The organism is Trichocoleus desertorum AS-A10, from assembly GCF_039962155.1.
Lineage (GTDB): Bacteria > Cyanobacteriota > Cyanobacteriia > FACHB-46 > FACHB-46 > Trichocoleus.
Window position 1 is genome coordinate 280,530 of sequence record NZ_JAMPKN010000003.1, and the last position, 17,680, is coordinate 298,209.

At 49.7% G+C, this 17,680-nt stretch carries 14 protein-coding genes; 6 read left to right on the forward strand and 8 right to left on the reverse strand.

What is annotated here, in order from left to right:
• Positions 1–22 precede the first annotated feature (22 nt).
• The 3 genes from NDA01_RS08035 to NDA01_RS08045 form a co-directional block, all read right to left on the reverse strand.
• A complete protein-coding gene (locus NDA01_RS08035; protein ID WP_190433085.1) occupies positions 23–394 on the reverse strand; it encodes a hypothetical protein in 372 nt (123 codons plus the stop codon).
• Positions 395–458: 64 nt separating this feature from the next.
• Positions 459–2,237 (reverse strand): ABC1 kinase family protein, encoded by a 1,779-nt coding sequence (locus tag NDA01_RS08040; RefSeq protein WP_431193346.1) that lies wholly within the window; start codon positions 2,235–2,237, stop codon positions 459–461.
• A gap of 464 nt (positions 2,238–2,701) precedes the next feature.
• Positions 2,702–3,874 (reverse strand): DegT/DnrJ/EryC1/StrS family aminotransferase, encoded by a 1,173-nt coding sequence (locus tag NDA01_RS08045; protein WP_348227524.1) that lies wholly within the window; start codon positions 3,872–3,874, stop codon positions 2,702–2,704.
• 157 nt (positions 3,875–4,031) lie between these two features.
• Here NDA01_RS08045 and NDA01_RS08050 point away from each other — a divergent pair, with 157 nt between their 5' ends.
• Both NDA01_RS08050 and NDA01_RS08055 read left to right on the forward strand, forming a co-directional pair.
• Positions 4,032–4,811, forward strand: coding sequence for an ABC transporter permease (locus NDA01_RS08050; protein WP_348227525.1), 780 nt, complete (start codon positions 4,032–4,034; stop codon positions 4,809–4,811).
• 363 nt (positions 4,812–5,174) lie between these two features.
• Complete coding sequence (locus NDA01_RS08055; RefSeq protein ID WP_348227526.1) at positions 5,175–6,092, forward strand: WD40 repeat domain-containing protein; 918 nt, start codon at positions 5,175–5,177, stop codon at positions 6,090–6,092.
• Positions 6,093–6,151: 59 nt separating this feature from the next.
• Here the strand turns inward: NDA01_RS08055 and NDA01_RS08060 are convergent, their stop codons facing one another.
• Entirely contained in the window at positions 6,152–7,987 is a 1,836-nt protein-coding gene (locus tag NDA01_RS08060) for a hypothetical protein (protein ID WP_348227527.1), read from the reverse strand.
• Between the two features lie 170 nt (positions 7,988–8,157).
• Between NDA01_RS08060 and NDA01_RS08065 the strand changes: the two genes are divergently transcribed.
• Positions 8,158–8,904 carry a response regulator transcription factor gene (locus NDA01_RS08065; RefSeq protein WP_348227528.1) on the forward strand — a complete coding sequence of 249 codons (747 nt, stop codon included), beginning with the start codon at positions 8,158–8,160 and terminating at the stop codon, positions 8,902–8,904.
• A gap of 2 nt (positions 8,905–8,906) precedes the next feature.
• Here the strand turns inward: NDA01_RS08065 and NDA01_RS08070 are convergent, their stop codons facing one another.
• A complete protein-coding gene (locus NDA01_RS08070; RefSeq protein ID WP_348227529.1) occupies positions 8,907–9,623 on the reverse strand; it encodes a pirin family protein in 717 nt (238 codons plus the stop codon).
• Positions 9,624–9,951: 328 nt separating this feature from the next.
• Here NDA01_RS08070 and NDA01_RS08075 point away from each other — a divergent pair, with 328 nt between their 5' ends.
• Positions 9,952–11,043, forward strand: a complete 1,092-nt coding sequence (locus NDA01_RS08075; protein WP_348227530.1) for a sensor histidine kinase — start codon at positions 9,952–9,954, stop codon at positions 11,041–11,043.
• Between the two features lie 248 nt (positions 11,044–11,291).
• On the opposite strand, the gene NDA01_RS08080 is transcribed toward NDA01_RS08075, so the two are convergent.
• A complete protein-coding gene (locus NDA01_RS08080; protein ID WP_348227531.1) occupies positions 11,292–12,368 on the reverse strand; it encodes a glucokinase in 1,077 nt (358 codons plus the stop codon).
• A 171-nt stretch (positions 12,369–12,539) separates the two neighbouring features.
• On the opposite strand from NDA01_RS08080, the gene pdxH reads away from it, so the two are divergent.
• Positions 12,540–13,184: a pyridoxamine 5'-phosphate oxidase gene (gene pdxH, locus NDA01_RS08085; protein ID WP_348227532.1), complete on the forward strand. Its 645-nt coding sequence runs from the start codon at positions 12,540–12,542 to the stop codon at positions 13,182–13,184.
• A gap of 33 nt (positions 13,185–13,217) precedes the next feature.
• Entirely contained in the window at positions 13,218–14,258 is a 1,041-nt protein-coding gene (locus NDA01_RS08090; protein WP_348227533.1) for a hypothetical protein, read from the forward strand.
• Between the two features lie 46 nt (positions 14,259–14,304).
• Here NDA01_RS08090 and larE read toward each other — a convergent pair whose 3' ends face one another.
• Positions 14,305–15,123, reverse strand: coding sequence for an ATP-dependent sacrificial sulfur transferase LarE (gene larE, locus NDA01_RS08095; protein ID WP_348227534.1), 819 nt, complete (start codon positions 15,121–15,123; stop codon positions 14,305–14,307).
• Positions 15,124–15,236: 113 nt separating this feature from the next.
• Complete coding sequence (locus tag NDA01_RS08100) at positions 15,237–17,498, reverse strand: ATP-binding protein (RefSeq protein ID WP_348227535.1); 2,262 nt, start codon at positions 17,496–17,498, stop codon at positions 15,237–15,239.
• Positions 17,499–17,680 lie beyond the last annotated feature (182 nt).

The window sequence follows — 17,680 nt, forward strand, 5'->3', positions numbered from 1 at the left end:
AGAGATTAAGGCTGAGGCGGAGTTAGTTGAATGAATCTAGATCCAGCGCTTGTGAGCCACCCTGCTCTAGCTGGATCAAAATCTTGCCCAACTGCGACCAAACTAGCCAACTCGTGAAAATTGATAAGGGAAGAGAGAGGGCGTAGGACAATTTGGTGCTAAAACCAAAAATTTCCATCCCAGAGCCTAGAAAGAGACAGGCACCTGCGGTAATTCCCAAGAAAGGCACAAACAGCTGCATGCCTTGCAAAGCGGCTAGGGTGCGAGTGGAGCGATTCTTGGCCCAATCTTGCACCGCTTGCTTTAGAGTTGCTTCAAACGCGACCCCAGAAGTAATGCTGATCAGGAGGCCAGCAACCAGTAAGAAGTAGGGAGGGTCAGGGAAAGTAAACACAGAAAACTCCTAATATGCAGTTGCTGACGCTCAATTGTATCAATCTATGGATATTCCTCAATTTTTAGTGATTTTGAGGAGTCTGCCAACTAGCAAAGGGAATCGTGGGTAGCAGCGCCGCCGCTCCTTGCATGGAGGCTCCAGCTAATGCTCCCCAAGCCGCACTAAAAAGGCGGGCAGGTTTGAGTTCGTCTTTAATTAAGTTCCAGAGCCGCTGAACTTCCTCGGTGTGCAAGCGATCGTCCTCAATCAGAGCGAGAATTAGCTGTTGGCGTAGGAAGTTGGCTTCTGGCGACAGCAAATATTGCAGACCGAGTTGAGCCGTCGGTAGTAAATCAAAGTTGGTATCAGAGCGGGCGATCGCGATTAGATCTTCCAGTCGCTGCCACTGAAATCTACCATCCTTGAACAGCACATCAATTAGCCTACGCCGCAGCTCAGGTGATTCTCCCTTCAACAACCGCTGAGCCACATAGGGATAAGCTACATCCACAATTTTGAAGCCAGCATTGAGGCTCAGCGCCAATCCTTCTTGTGTCACCAACGAACGAATAATCAGAGCAAACTTGGCAGGCACCCGGAACGGATAGTCGTACATCAGTTCCGAGAATTTGTCCGTGATGGTTTTGAAGTTGAAGTCGGCTACGCTTTCGCCCATGATATCGCCCAACACACTTTCTAGCGCTGGGACAATCGGCCAGATATTGGTGTTGGGAGCGAGAAAACCGAGTTTAACAAAGTCTGCGGCTAGCTCCACGTAATCTTTATTGATCAGATGCACCACCGCGTCCACCAAGGTTTCTTTGTTGGTTTCGCTTAATTGGTCCATCATGCCGAAGTCAATGTAGGCCATGCGACCATCGGGCATGGCAAACAAGTTGCCAGGGTGCGGGTCGGCGTGGAAGAAGCCAAACTCTAGAAGCTGACGTAAACCAGAGGTCACGCCAATACGGATTAAGGTATCTGTATCTAAACCTGCGGCTTTAATGCTTTCCGTGTCAGTAAGCTTAAAGCCGTGAATCCACTCCAGGGTCAAGACATGGGTATTGCTGTAGCTCCAATAGATACTGGGAACTTTTACCGTGGGGTCGTCACGGAAGTTATCAGCAAACTTCTCAGCGTTGTAACCCTCGTGTAAATAGTCAATTTCCTCAAATAGCTTGGTGCCGAACTCATCCACAATTAAGGTGAGATCATGGCCTAAATTGAGAGGGAGCCAAGGGCCGAGCCAAGTTGCACCCCAGCGCATCAAGTACAGATCTAGCGTCAGCGTAGGCAGCAAATTGGGCCGCTGCACTTTGACTGCAACTTCTTCTCCGCTGTAGAGCCGTGCCTGGTAGACCTGGCCTAAGCTGGCAGCCGCAATCGGTTCTGGTGAAATCTGAGCGTAAATCTCGTCAACTGCGTAACCTAGTTCTTCCTGGATAATGCCAAAGGCGATCGCGGTTGGGAAGGGTGGTAACTGGTCTTGTAGCTTCACCAATTCTTCTAAAAAGTCTTTCCGTACTAGGTCGGGTCTAGTAGAAAGCGCTTGCCCTACTTTGATGAAGGTGGGACCCAAGCGAGTTAGCAGAATTCGCAACTGAGTCGCTCGCTTGAACTTGTTGGCTTCGGTGCGGTGCTGCCATTCATCCCACTTCAAACCGAGCACAAACCAGGCAAAAGACCAAAGAATATTAAGAGCACGCCAGATAGCTTGGAGAGGGCGATAGCGGTAGTGACGGGCGATCGCCTGAGCGTCATACTTGCGAGTGGAGAGCGGTTTTTCGCGGTGAGCCCGCCAGCTAAGGTCGGTGGAACGCGGTTGTGTTTCTGCTGTAGAAACCAGTTGATGCTGACTCACGCCTCTTTACGCCTCTTTTGTGCGGGATTAACGTCTCAAAAGCCTGACAGTCGCCTTAACATCTACATCTTGAGCTGTCACTCGGCCTGCCCAGTACCTACTGATCCTCGACTGGAATTTACGGGTAACTTCCCAAGCTTGCGATTAGGTCAGACCCCTAAATCTTCTTATCTTTTTATTAACTATAGTATAGGAAACTACAAACAACTGGGATACAACTGTAGGCAGAGTTAAGTTTTGTGTCGCAGATCACTGCAATTAGCGTGAACCTCTGAGTAATAAAAGTTTAGCAACCTCGACATTACAAGCAGTAGACAACCCAAACTATGACTAGCCAAAGCCTAAAGATTGTGAATATTACTGTAGTTTTGTATTGAATCGCTGATAGCAGGGAGCTTAGTAAACGGCGAAGCGATCGGTAGCAGCACAAGCAGACTTAAGGCTTTCGCTTGTAGTCTTCCCGATTAACTTTGACTCTCAACAGCAGTGGCCAAGCAATCTTTCAAGCTGTAAATCACTTGGTCTTGCTCTTCAGCCGAAAGCTCAGGAAACATGGGCAGAGACAAAACTTCGTGGCACATTTGCTCGGACACAGGCAGTTGCCCTGGCTGATAGCCTAAATCTCGATAAACCGACTGCAAATGCAACGGTAAAGGATAGTAAACAATCGAGCCAACGCCACGGCTTTGCAGCTCATTTCGCACCCAATCCCGCAAGGCTCCAGGTTCACGGCTCAGGTGGCTGGGTGCATCTGGCGAATTCACCAGGCGGATTGTGTATTGATTCCACACCGATCGCCCCCCACCTATTTCTTGCGGCGGAACGATGTGCGGAATACGGCTAAGTAATTGTTGGTAGCGCTCAGCAATCTGCTGCCGTTGTTGGTTCCAGGTATCCAAAAACCGCAGCTTAATTTGCAGCACTACGGCTTGTACCGCATCCAGGCGACTATTCATCCCGATCGCCTCGTGATAGTAGCGCGCTCGACTACCATGCTCTTTCAACATTCGAATATTGGCTGCGATCGCTGGATCATTAGTAGTGATTGCGCCCCCATCTCCAGCTGCGCCTAAGTTCTTGGTGGGGTAGAAGCTAAAGCAACCGATGTGGCCGATACTGCCAACTTTTTTGCCAGCCCATTCGGCTCCGGTGGCTTGGGCACAGTCCTCAATTACGGCTAAGTTGTGGGCTTCCGCGATCGCCATCAGTCGAGTCATATCCACAGGCTGACCAAACAGATGCACTGGAATAATGGCGCGGGTTTTCTCAGTAATCGCCGCTTCAATCAAATTTAGGTCGAGATTGAAAGTATTCGCATCAATATCGACAAAAACCGGGGTAGCTCCCACCGCACTGATCACTTCTGCGGTCGCGAAAAAGGTAAAGGGAGGCGCAATTACTTCGTCTCCAGGGCCAATCTCTAAGGCCCGCAGGGCTAAGAAGAGGGCGTCAGTCCCAGAGTTGCACCCAATACATTCCGAGGTGCCTGTGTAGGCGGCAAACTGCTGCTCAAAGTTTGAGACGGCGGGACCACCAATGTAACCACCAGAACCCAAAACCTGGAGAACGGCTGCATTTACTTCTTCGCTGATGGTTTCAAATTGCCGCGTCAGGTTGAGCAGAGGGACTTTATTCACTCGTTTACACCACAAGTCTTGCTAGGTTAATAAAATCAAACTTTGTTAAAAAATGGAATCCGCCATTCCTCGGCTTTACCAGTTTCTAGAATAAAGCTGCCCTCAGATTGTTTCAGCTCTGGCAAAATCAGGAAAACACGTAGGCAGGTCAGAGCTTGTGGATACGTTGATAAAGTTAGACACCCTGGATCTAGCTTGGGCCTTGGGAATGATGGCGATCGCGATCGGCTTATCGGCTTGGCAACGGGTTGGTTTGGAGTGGAATCTGACCGTGGCGACAGGCCGAACGGTGATTCAATTGGTCATGGTTGGGTATCTGCTAGAGCTAGTTTTTGCTGTAGACAATCCTTGGGTGGTGTTAGGCATTATTGCGGGCATGCTGACCATTGCTACCATTGTGGCTCGTAACCGCATCAGCAAGAAGATTCCACAATTGCTGCCACTGCTCTGGGGTTCAATCTTTGTTGCCGCCACTTTGACCTTGAGCTATACCAATCTGCTGGTGATTCGCCCTGACACTTGGTACTCGCCCCAATATTTGGTGCCCCTAGCAGGGATTGTCTTGGGAAACGCCATGAATGGAGCGGCGATCGCAGGAGAACGTTTAGCCAGCACCATCAGTAACAGTCGCCTAGAAATTGAAACGTATTTAAGTTTAGGAGCAACTCCAGAGCAAGCAGTGGCTCAGTACCGTCGAGATGCGATCAAAGCAGGCATGATTCCCACGATTAACTCGATGATGGCAGTTGGGTTAGTTACCCTACCAGGCATGATTACGGGGCAGTTGCTCAGCGGTGTCAGTCCTTTAGATGCCGCCAGTTACCAAATGCTAATTATGTTTATGTTGGCATTTACGACATTGGTGACAACAATTTTGGTCACCAGAGGTCTCTGTCGTGTGTTTTTTAATCAAGCCGCTCAATTAACTTTGTATTGAGTTGCAATTTAGCTAACAAAAATAGTAGAGGCGATCGCCGCTTCCGAGCAAAAACGATAAAATTTATCCGCTCTACATCTAGGCCGACTCTTCAGTAGCACTGATTTTTCCAGAAATTTTCCAAACGCTGGTGAAAGCGACCGCTCCTACCTACTGCTCTGAATATCCCCATATTCAGCCCTGAAGCTCTTACCCTCACTTATAAGAGACAAGTGCCTAGAGTGCATGTGTTGAACCTCTAGTTTTGATGGGAATCTTCTGAAGGAGCTTGCTAACTCGCAATATCGTTTACAGGCATAGTTAAACGGTCATTTCACAAGAGAAGCTCATTCTCTAAATTCAGAAAAGTAGGAACTAGTAATCATGGTGTCATGGCTTACAACAGCGCAGTGGAAATGCATACAAACTTTTACAGGCCACCAGGGACGACATGCTGGTGTCAACTCAGTCGCTTTTAGCCCTGATGGATGTTTACTAGCTAGTGGCAGTGACGATCAGAGCGTCAAGCTATGGGACTTGCAAACGATGTGTGAAATTACCACACTTACGGGACATAGAGCCGCTGTTCGTCAACTTGCATTTCACACTAACAGCAATATTCTCGCTAGCGCTTCCCTTGACCGAACAATTAATTTATGGAACCTCAAAAACAATCAAAAAATTAAGACCTTGTTTGGGCACTATGATGAGGTTTCTTCCATCTCCATTGACTCATCCAATAACGTGATGGCTACTGGTAGCAATGATGGAGATATTAAGTTGTGGGATTTGACAACAAAGGAAGAAATCAAAACTTTGTCTACTTCAGATCCTCGGATAGTTGAGGCAGTTGCCTTTAGCCCTGATGGGAGAGTTCTTGCAAGTGGCGGCTTTGATAACACTCCAAAACTATGGGATGTAGAAACGGGGCAGTTAGCCCGTAAATTTTCTGCACATTCACAACAAATTCGTTCTATCGCTTTTAGTCCTAATGGACAGCTTCTAGCCAGTGCCAGCAATGACAAAACTATTAAGCTTTTTGATGCATCTTCTGAGCAAGAAGACATTCTGCAAGGTCATACTAAGGCTGTCGTATCTATAGCTATTGATTCGAGTAATACGATGTTAGCGAGTGGAGGAGATGATAAAGAAATTAGAATTTGGGATTTGAAGACCAAGAGAGAGATGTGCAACCTGGCTGGTCATGAATCTTATGTCATGTCAGTTGCCTTCAGCCCAAACGGAAATTTTCTGGCTAGTGCCAGTCATGACAGAAGTATTAAAATTTGGCAGCGTCTATAACAGGTTCAGTCAGACAGTAGAGGCGATCGCTCTTACCCTCCTGAGCTGATCGCCTTACCCTATTGGGCTAAAGAAGGCACATAGCGTCCTAACAGCGATCCGTTTTCGTCGTAGAGTTCGATGGCGATGTTGGCGTTTTCGCTGATGGCTTCTAGAGCGGCTTCCAAAGTTTGAATGTGATCGCGAACGTCTACTTGGGTGCCAATGTCACCATTCGCTTCAGCGGTGATTGCGGTTCGGACTAGCTTTCTGACATGGTCAGGATTTAACTGAACTTTGATTAGGGCGAGACTCACCGCGAAGTCGCATACCCTGGGAGAGCCAGCACAAGTACGGCGAAGGTCAGCGCGAGCGCCTTCTAAAATATTTGCCAAACTCAGCTTATTCTCGGCTTCGGTCAGCGAGTTCCCATAGGAACTTATTAATGGCTGAGCTTGGTTGTAAAACAGGCTGTCTGTAGGAACCTGCTTAGCCGCAGCTAGGGCATCTCGCCAGTTAGCGACTGCTTGGGACCATTGATTTTGCTGCTCAAAACTTTGGGCTTGACGGGCTAAGTTCACGGCTTGGCGATAAGCATTGACAGACAACTGCTCCTTCGTTTTGCGATCGCGGGCTGCTAGAATCTTTGGCTGATACTCACCGAGCAATTGCTGAGCTTCTTGATAGGCCATCGTGCCGCGTGGAACTTGCCGCAAGGTGTTGGTAGACATGCGCCAAGTCGCATCTGCTAGCTGCCAACTCGCTAAGGATTGAGCGATTCCCTGGCGAGCCTCCGCCACCTGAGCGGTAGACTTAGCCTTCGCCAAGGTTGCGTTAGCTTGTTGCTCCAGTTTGGCTCGCTTATTGGTCATAACGAGGTTGGCGCGGTATTCCGTCACCTTCTTCTGCGCCACGGGGTATGCAGTACTGGTTTGGGGGACTGCCTCTAATTGTGTGATTGCCCCTCGCCAAAGCTTTTGAATCTCAGTCCAGTCTGCTAAGGGATGCGGCGGGTTCTGGCTCTTTTGCGCGGCGGCGATCGCTTGGTTTTGCGCAGCTACTACTTGAGCGATCCCTTGCTCCTGTGCTTGATAAGTGTTTAGCAGAGTTTGGGCTTCCCCATGATGACCTGACCAAGCAGGAATGGGTGCTAGAGCTTGGGTTGCTGTCTCTAATTTTTGTTGAGCCGTTAAAACTTCTTGCCCAGACTTGGTAGCTTGGAGAATTTTCGCTGACTCCTGACTGAGTTGCTGCGCGGTGGCGATCGCGGGACAACCGCCAATCACGCAGGGCCGCGTCAGGGCATAAATGACTCCTGCCAAGGCAAACAGCCCTACCCCTGCTCCAGCTACCAGCAAAGGTAACTTAGTGCGTTGGTCTGGCTTGCTGGGCTTGCGGGTGGGAACTAACTCATCACTAGGCTCAGTCAGAGGTTGAATGGCAGAGCCAAAAGGGTTATCCTCGGCATCGCTTAAGTCTGGTGGGTCGGCAATCTCGGCATCCAGCAGCGCATTGGTAGACTCAAAGTTGTGGCTGGTATTAGCTGAGTTGTTTGGTGGTGTAGCAACATCGCCCTCTAGAAGATCGGCAGGTGTGGTAGGCTCCAGCGTCAGGGAATGGCTAGCGTAAGGTTGTTTCTGTCCAGCGACTCGCAAATACAACCGGACAGTGTGGTTAAACTCGGAATCAGAAAAATCGGGTTGTAGAGACTCTAAGGCTTGCTCTAAAAGCGTGAAAACTGACTGAGGAGTGGGTGGGTTAATACCGGGAGAGTGTTGGCCTAAAATCATGAGTACGCCTTGCTTTAGCGCACACTGAATCTGGATCGGAACTGGCTGGGCCAACTCGGATTGCAAATGTTGCTGTAACTGCCGTGCCAGCACCTGCAAACTATCCTGATGCACTGCGGTTTCCATAGGGCAGTCCCACTCCACCTGATTAGTTTAGAAAGATAAATACAACTTCCAGATTGCCCAATACAGAAGTTGCGATCGCGACCGTATCAATACAATCTACATCCTGCTTGTGGGTGATTTCGGTCGAATTTAATCGTCATTTGTAGAAAATGGGGAAAGCGGCAAAGCCAATGGAAATCTTAATCGTCGAGGATGAAGCTGAAATTGCCCAGCTCATTCAACTGTATTTAGAGAAGGAAGGCTTTTCTTGCCGCATTTGTCGGGATGGCATCACGGCGCTGCAAGTGTTTCCAGAGCAAAAGCCAGATTTGGTCATCCTAGACCTGATGATTCCTGGCTTAGATGGTTTAGAGGTTTGCGCCCGCATTCGTCAACGTCCTGGGGCGAAAGATCCCTACATCTTGATGCTGACCGCCAAAGGCGAAGAAATCGATCGCATCATTGGCTTATCTACTGGGGCGGATGACTACCTGGTGAAGCCCTTTAGCCTACGAGAGTTGGTAGCGCGGGTGCGGGCGCTGTTGAGACGAACACTCCGACAAGGTGGCCAAACCCAAACTTACCGCACCCAGCATTTTCTGATTGATATTGAACAGCGTACCGCTTCCCGCTTTATGGATGGCGTTACAGAAGGCGCTATAGGCGGGGCTATAGGGAGCGATCGCGCAGAAGCATTGGATCTAACCACCCTAGAGTTTGAGCTATTAGCCACGTTTATGAGTTATCCAGGACGAGCCTGGAACCGCACGCAACTCATCGACAAACTCTGGGGTAGTAACTTTTTTGGCGATGAACGGGTAGTGGATACCCATGTAGCGCGACTCCGCAAAAAGATTGAGCCCGACCCCGCAAATCCCACGTTCATAAAAACGGTGATCGGGGTGGGCTACAAATTTGAGGATCAAGCACAAGCTTGAACTTATGCCAGATCAAACAGCAAGAGTTCTGCACCTGTATCGCTGCTGAGGTCAAGCTGCTCGCCAGCCGCGATCGCCACGCCATCCCCTTCGCGGAGAGTTTGATCGCCCCAAACCACCATACCTTTTGCCACTTGCAGCCAGCCGTAGCGTTCTGGTTGGAGGGTGTAGAAGAGGCGATCGCCAGCAGCCAAGATGGACACGTACAGGTCAACATTTTGGTGAATCGTGACGGCTCCACTACGGCCATCTTTAGCACCAATCAAGCGCCATTGACCTTGCTTTTCCTCTAGAGGAAAGTCGCGCTGCTCGTATCGGGGCTTCAACCCTTGCTCATCGGGCAGAATCCAGATTTGTAAAAAGTGAACAGGATCAGTGCCGGAAGAATTGAACTCGCTGTGAGTAATGCCTGTGCCTGCACTCATCACCTGAGCTTCTCCGGGCTTAATGATGGCACCGTTGCCTAAGCTATCCTTGTGCTCCAAGGCTCCTTCAATCACATAGGTCAGGATTTCCATATCCCGATGGCTATGCATGGGAAACCCTGCGCCCGGTGCTACGCGATCGTCATTGATTACTCGTAACGCCCGGAACCCCATCCGACCGGGATCGTAAAAGTTGCCGAAGGAAAAGGTGTGGTAGCTGTCGAGCCAGCCGATTTTAGTGCGACCACGGGCATTGCGATCATGAATTAAGTTACTCACTGTCCCTTGGGTCATAGCTTAAACCTCGTAATAAAGGCGATCGCTGAAAACACTCCTGGTGTGTTGCGTCAGGGAGGTGTTTCTCATCTGAAATCTTGCTTTCATCCAAATGAAATTGGTTATTTCTTGGATGTCTTCTTACTCTAAACTAGCTAGCATCAATATGGAAAGTACATACTTGAAAGTGGAATACTATCCAAAAAGATACTAAGCAAAGCAACTGGGTTTGAAGTTAGCCTAGAACTAACGTAGCGAGCTAGGGCTGAGGCAATAGGTTAAGAGATAGCACTGGTTAAATAGCACTGGCGATCGTGAACGATTAGATTCAGGACATCGAGCATTCGTGGCTAAAATTGGGCTGCAAGGACGACTATTTTTATCCCATGTGATTGTCATGGTAGTGGGGCTGAGTACCCTGATCACAGTGGGCAAGTTTTACTCACCTCGCTTGTTTGTGCTGCATTTAGCCAAGTTAGAAGGAAGCGGATTTAAGTTAGGTTATGTGCGCTACCAACTAATTAAAGGCTTCGAGTATGCCTGGGGACGTGGGGCACTTTGGTCAGTCGTGGTCGGCGGATCGACTGCGGGAGGACTGAGCTATTTAGTGGCGCGGCGCATTGTCAAACCCCTAACTCAAATGGAAGCCATCACCCAGAAATTCGCTTCTGGCAACCTCAGTGAGCGCATGCCTGCCAACGACATTCGTGAGTTGCATCGACTGGCGGCAAGTTTTAATCGCATGGCAGCCGATCTGCAAGGAGTGGAACAACGGCGGCGGGAGTTAGTGAGCGATCTAACTCATGAGTTGCGCACTCCTCTAACCGTAGTTGAAGGGTATTTAGAAGGCTTGGCAGATGGCACGATCGAACCTTCTGTTGATATTTACCAACGCTTAGCCAAGGAAACCAAACGCTTACGACGTTTGGTGAATGACCTGCAAGAACTCTCCCAAGCTGAAGCAGGTTATCTACCCATTCATACCCAAAAGTTGGAACTGCTGCCTTTGTTGACGGCACTGATTCAGAAGTTTTCTGACCAACTCTTAGAAGAAGGGCCAAAGTTACGTCTAGACTGTCCAGCCGTTCTCCCACTGGCATTGGCTGATCCAGAACGAGTCGAACAAATTTTGATCAATCTATTAGGGAATGCGCTGCAATACACCGAGCAGGGTTCAATTACGGTGCGGGCTTGGAGTGAAGCAGGAAAAGTATGGGTTGCAGTAGTAGATACGGGGATAGGCATTGCACCTGTAGATCTACCCCATGTGTTTGAGCGGTTTTGGCGGTCTGATCCGTCGCGCGATCGCAGTTCTGGCGGCACCGGAATTGGGTTATCCATTTCCCGCCGCTTGGTAGAGTTGCAAGGGGGCGAAATTGAAGTGGAGAGCCAAATGGGAAAGGGTAGCACCTTTAGATTTTCCTTACCCTTGGCTTGAATAACCCACTCCTTGAGGTGAACCACATCCAATGACAAAACTTTGTGATGTTGTGGTCACGAAGATGCCAAACAGAATCGCTAAAGTCAGGCGGTTGGCACAATGGTAATCCCTATGTCTCCCCTCTCATTAGCGATCCTTCTGGTGAGCCTCGCCCTGACTTTAGGTGTGGTTGCAATTAGCTATCTTTTTCCTCCCAGTCGCTTTCCTGACTAATACTGCTACTGCCAGTAATCGCAATCAGAGAGTTAACCCTCTAATCGGGCAGCACAGAGGGCAGCTCCAATTAAGCCAACCTGAGGATTTAGGACAATATGTACTGGGACTCTCTCTAGCAACGGGCTAATTCTGCCCTTTTGGCCGAATGCTCGGATAAACAGACCAGTCTGCATTAATGGCAAAATTTTGCTGGCAATGCCACCCGCCACATAAAGGCCACCGTAGGGTAGGAGTTTCAGTGCTAGGTTGCCTGCTTCAACCCCATAAGCTTCCACAAAGATTTGCATCGCTTGCTCACAGAGCCGATCTGTCTCTTCTAAAGCAGCAGTAGCGATCGCAGCGGCTGGGTCTACGGTTTTTTCGCTCCGCCCCGCTTCATGCTCCCAAGTTCTCACGATCTGCCCCACTGGAGACTCAGCAATCGGTTGAGCGCTGCCTGTGAGTTGGCGATCGCGCAAAAACTGATAAATAGCGGTAATACCTTGCCCAGAAACTACACGCTCTACAGAAATCCGTTGAATGTTGTTGCGATCCAGCAAATACTTCAGCAGTTGGAACTCTAGCTCGGAGCGAGGCGAAAAATCGGCATGACCGCCTTCGGAACCAAACACTTCATAGCCGTTGTTGCAAGGAATCAGAAATCCTTCTCCTAAGCCAGTTCCCGCCCCAATCACCCCAATGGGAGCGCTCGGATCTGGTTTGCCTGCTTGCAAGGTGAGCAAGTCTTCGGGATTCAAGCCTACAACTCCATACCCTACCGCCACAAAATCATTGATTAGCCGTACATGCTTCAGGGCTAGCTCTGCTTCCAGCCGCTTACCATCGAGAGACCAACCCAAATTTGTCAAAATGGAGGTGTTGTTGACCACAGGCCCAGCGATCGCAAAGCAAGCTTCTTGGGGCGCGAGAGCATAGCCTACTTTTTCTGCGGCTTCCTTATAGAACTGCTGCACCATCGGCACCAAGTCAGGAAAGTGCTGACTAGAGTAGCGAGCTTCGTAGAGTGTTTTAAGATTAATTTTGGCTTGAGGTGATGTCGTTTGGGCTTCTACTAACCGCAGGATAGTTTTAGTACCGCCAATATCTCCCGCTAATAGTAACGTCATAGCTTTTATGTACTCCCTCTCAACGCTAACTCAGGCAAGAAGCTGCCTAGGATGCAACTCCAATGGTAAGTGTAAGGCGTGGTTCCCATTTACAACTCCATGAATGGTCATAGATTCCATTCACCTAGCTAATAATTTGATCCCTAACCATTGCTCGATATATAACCGTTCATGAACAGTTCGATCGCTGATCTGCGTAAAGACTACGCCCTACAAGCACTGACCGAAGCAGAAGCCCATCCCGACCCGTTTCAACAATTTCAAATTTGGTTTGATCAAGCGATCGCGACCCAACTCCACGAACCCAATGCGATGACCTTGGCAACCGCAACTCCATCAGGCATGCCCTCAGCCCGTATTGTCTTGCTCAAAGGCTTTGACCCACGAGGTTTTGTGCTCTATACCAACTACAACAGCCGCAAGGGCCAAGAGCTAGATGCTAATCCTCAAGCTGTGTTGGTGTTTTGGTGGGCCGAGCTAGAGCGGCAAGTCCGTATCGAAGGTCGTGTAGAAAAAGTCGCAGACTCAGAAGCCGATGCTTATTTCCAAAGTCGTCCCCGTGGTAGCCGTTTAGGTGCTTGGACTTCTAATCAAAGCGAGGTAATCAGCGATCGCGAAGTGTTAGAACAACGGTTACAAGCATTAACCGCACAATATCAAGACCAAGAAATTCCCCGACCCTCTCACTGGGGAGGCTACCGCGTGGTGCCATCTGCGATCGAATTTTGGCAAGGTCGTCCCAGTCGTCTCCACGATCGCTTGCGTTATCGCCAAGGCGAAGGTAGCCAATGGTTGATTGAGCGCTTAGCACCTTGAGTTGTCACAGCAATGCGGCGACAGGAGTGCTCCATGCAGCCCCATGAGCTAGACCTCTGGTTTACTCCAGAATGCCAGCAGCATTACATTACGCTGCTATCTGGACGCATTGGCTTAACTCGGCGTCGGGCTGAATGTTTCGTCCGCTTGTGGGCCTATTTGTCTCTGAAGCAGCAACAAGCTGTGACGCAATTACCTCCTCTCCCCATCTCGCGATTACAGCCATTAGCAGAGCCAGTCGCTTGTAGCCATCGAGAAGCGGCACAACTCTTCTACACAGGTAAAGACCAAGGAAGCGATCGCGCAGCGGGAATGATGCTGGACCAACTCGTTACCCTAGGGTTGATTGACAAAAAATTTGACGGCAACCGTATCTCTATTCGCATTCGGGCGGTGCCAGAGCTGACTGAATCGCCTCGGTTGTCTCCCTTTCCCAGCGTGCAACCAGACGCATTCAATCCCCGCACCGATGCCATTCCAATTGCAAGTTTGCTAACTCACACCTATGGTTGGCTGGTCAAAGATGCCGCGATCGCTCAACCCAAAATCATCAAAACCCTGCGAGCCTGGGCACAACAATATCCCACCGGGATGCGGGTCTTGCGGCGCTGTGATAACCTTCAGCCCGTTGGCATGTCAATTTTATTTCCGGTCGCCAGTGAGTCAGAAGCTAATTTCTTCAGGCCACCCGCCAAGAGTTTCTACTTAACCTCCAAGGCCAAAAGCGACCCGTTCCAGATCGCATCCTTAGGAGATATGAATTGTACGGCTGTGTTTGAGCGGTTTTGGATTGTTGATAGTGAATATCTGCGCCGCGATTATCTTTGCCAGTTTTTAGAAGATGCGCAAGCCACTCTGACGCAGATGAAACAGGATTTCCCTAACCTGTGCGATCTCTACATCGTGGTGGTACATCCGATTCATCTTTCATCCTTGGCCACTACCTTGGGTTTTCAAAAAACGGGGCAAGAGGCTTCCCTCTCGGCTTACTGGATGTATCAAGCAATCGATCGCTTTTTAGCGCTGGATATGAAGCAAGTCTTGGGAGATCTGCAACTTGAAGCCGCACGGTAAACTCAATATTTCTCAGATGCCCTGTAGGCAAAACTTCTGGGCCTGCCTATTTGCTGTTAGCGATCTGAAGCACCTGATTGAGCTTACCGCTGCGGAAACCTTCTAAATCAAGGGTGACGTAGAGAAAGCCGTAACTTTGCAAGGCTGTTACAACAGTGGAAAGATCGGTCGTTAAAACAAATTCTTTGATTTGCTCTGGGGGTAACTCAATTCGCGCCGTGTCGCCTTCAGATCGCACGCGGAGATTTTGGAGTCCTAAATCGCGCAGATAACGCTCTGCTCGCCCGACTCTTTGTAGTTTGGCTACCGTAATTTCCTCACCGTAGGGAAAACGTGAACTGAGGCAAGGTTGGGCGGGTTTGTTCCACCACGGTAAACCCAAAGATTTAGCCAGCTCTCGTACTTCCAGCTTGGAAATGCCCACCTCGGCCAAGGGCGATCGCGCTCCCCGTTCTTTGGCCGCTTGGATGCCCGGACGGTAATCTCGTAAATCGTCGGCATTCACGCCATCGACGACGTAAGGGTAGCCCCGCTCTAGCGCCAGTGGTTTTAAGGTGTCGTGCAGTTCACTCTTGCAGAAGTAGCAGCGGTTGACGGGATTTGAAGCGTAGTTGGGGTTGTCCATCTCATGAGTGTTAACCACCTCATGGGCGATGCCAATCTCAGCGGCTTGAATCCGAGCATCCTCTAGGTCTTCTGGCATTAAGGAGGGGGAATCTGCCGTGACTGCGAGGGCGCGATCGCCCAAAACATCGTAAGCGACTTTAGCGACCAGGGTACTATCAATGCCGCCTGAGTAGGCGATCAAAGCCTGCTCCATTTCGGCCAATAAGGTTCTCAATTGCTCAAGTTTTTGTAGCAGCATGGTCTGGCAATCCCCAAGCAATGATAGTTACTCAATTTTTGGCAACTTTGGCAACTTTCGGCATCAAGCGCCTCACCTAGGGTAGCGAATTTCGGCCAGATTTTTAATCTGGCTCAAGCTTGCTGCGGCAACCTGTGATTGGGTTCAACCCCACCGCTGTATCTCGCTACCATTTGCGCCAGTGCACTCAAATCGATTGGTTTGGTGAGGTAGTCGGTAAAGCCTGCTTCTAAACAAACTTCGCGATCGCCTGTCATCGCCATTGCAGTTTGAGCAATGATTGGCAGTTGTTGGTACGTCTGGTAAGACCGCAACTCGCGGGTTAGACACAGGCCATCAATCTCAGGCAGATGAATGTCCATCAGCATCAGAGCAGGTAATGAAATGGCTAACGCTTGCCACATTTCGGTCGCATTTTTGACCCAGGTGACTTCATAGCCCAGCTTGCTCAGGTAAGCAATCAACAGCTTGGCATTGGGGACGTGGTCTTCGATCAGCAGGATATGGTAGGGCCGAGTGTGCGTACTCAGCGCTCTGGGGCGGCTTGAAACTCGCATGGCTGTCACAGTCTCTTCCGGAGTTGCCGCCATCACTGATTCTGTACTGTGGCGTAGAGCAGCTTGAGCCGAGGGACTCGCTGCTTGCATGGCAGTGCGCTTCAAGCGCGATCGCTGAGCCGTAGGAGTAGCTGAGCTAGTCGGGCTGGAAATGTCCGGGGTGGTTCTCGGCTTGCCTGGACTCTGGTTAGACCGAGGGTTAGATCGAGGGCTTGAGTGAGGGACAGTAATTTCAGTCTCAACTTGATACTTGGCAGCACTCTCCGCGACGGTAGAAGCAGAGCTAACTGCGGGGCTGGCTGCTGTAGTGGTTGCGGGCAAAGCTTCTGCACATTCCCGCATAGGCTGAGTGTTGAGCTGCGGCGTTAATGGCAACTTGACAGTAAAGCGCGAACCCCGATTAAGTTCTGACTCAACTTCTACCCAACCGCCATGTAGTTCAGCTAGCTTCTGGGTTAGAGCTAAGCCTAAACCTGTGCCTTCGTCTCGGCTCACCACGGCATTGGCAATCTGTGAATAAGGCCGAAACAACTGTTGTTGCTGTTCGTGAGAAATCCCGGTTCCGGTATCCCAAACAGTGAAGTCCAGAAAAATCCCAGCCAACCGGACTTGCAAACCTACAGTGCCTTTGGTGGTGAACTTCAAAGCGTTGGATAGTAGGTTGAATAACATTTGCTTCAACCGCAACGGGTCAGAAACAAACGTTGTCACATTTGGATCGAGGTCAAGGCGCAACTCTAAGCCTTTGTCGCTGGCTTTTTCTTTGACTAATTTCAGAACGCTGCGACAAATCTCTTCAACTTTAGTCGTTTCGCATTGCAAATCGAGTTGATTCGCTTCAATTTTGGACAAATCCAAAATGTCATTAATTAAGGCTAATAAATGCTGACCACTCGTCAAAATAATGTTGAGATATTCTCGATGGCGGAGGCTACTGGGGTTAAAGCCTTGCTCCCGTAACAAATGAGTAAAACCCAGAATAGAGCTGAGGGGAGTCCGAATTTCGTGACTCGTATTGGCTAAAAACTCACTTTTGAGTTGATTGGAGCGCTCTAGCTCCCGGTTGCGAGCTTCTAGGTTTTGGCACTGCGGACAAGTGGCATTCAGTTGTCGAGCTTGCTGAACTGCGATCGCACATTGATGGATCAGCCGTTCAATTAAATGGGTTCTTAAGGGTCCCTGCCAAGCTTGCAAGGTGGACAGTTTGGTTTCGCCAACCGCATCACAAACAACATCAGAAACAATCAGCCAACCCAAAGCTTTGCCATCCAAATTCAGAATTGGCCAAGCAATCGGATCGCTTTGGTCATGCAGCGTTTGTAAATCAGTCAGGGGCAACAATTCACCCAAACTAAATTTGAACAGCTTGCTAGTGGCGATCGCGATGGGTGTCACGGAATTGCTGGAGCGCTGCAATTGCTGAGGCGCTACATGACCGATGCGAAAAGCCAGTATTGCTTCTGAAGCGGCTGGAACTGTCGCTAAGGGAGGAGTGGGTGACTGGTAAGGTAGGGCGATCGCAACGATCCCGCTGCCCAGAGCGCTTCTCAGCTCATTGACAATGATTTGAAAAATTTCTGCTTCTGGCTGTAGCGCAGTGGCGAGTTCCGGTTGATGTTTGTGGTTCAGGAGTTGGTTGGCTAGGCGATCGCTGAGTTGGTTGCAAAAGCGCTCGACCCAAAGCTCAGCTTCCAATTGCTGAATTCGAGACGAAGCTGCTCGCTGCGGTGCTCCGTGCGTCTGCAACTCTGGCAGAGATGTCTCTGACGACTCCTCAGCCTGCCAACTTAAATGTTGATGTGTATTTAGCCTGTCCACTAAATTTCGGTCTCTTTTAATTCAATAGCTCGGATATTTGACCAGCCGCAGAAAACAGGGAACACACTACTACTGCTTTGATGGAGCTAGTCATCAGCTCAGTAGTTTTAAGCTGTCATAACTCAGTCGCTATCCTAAAAACGCAGACCTTAGAGCACCTTCGCTTTGCGCAAGTTTACGCA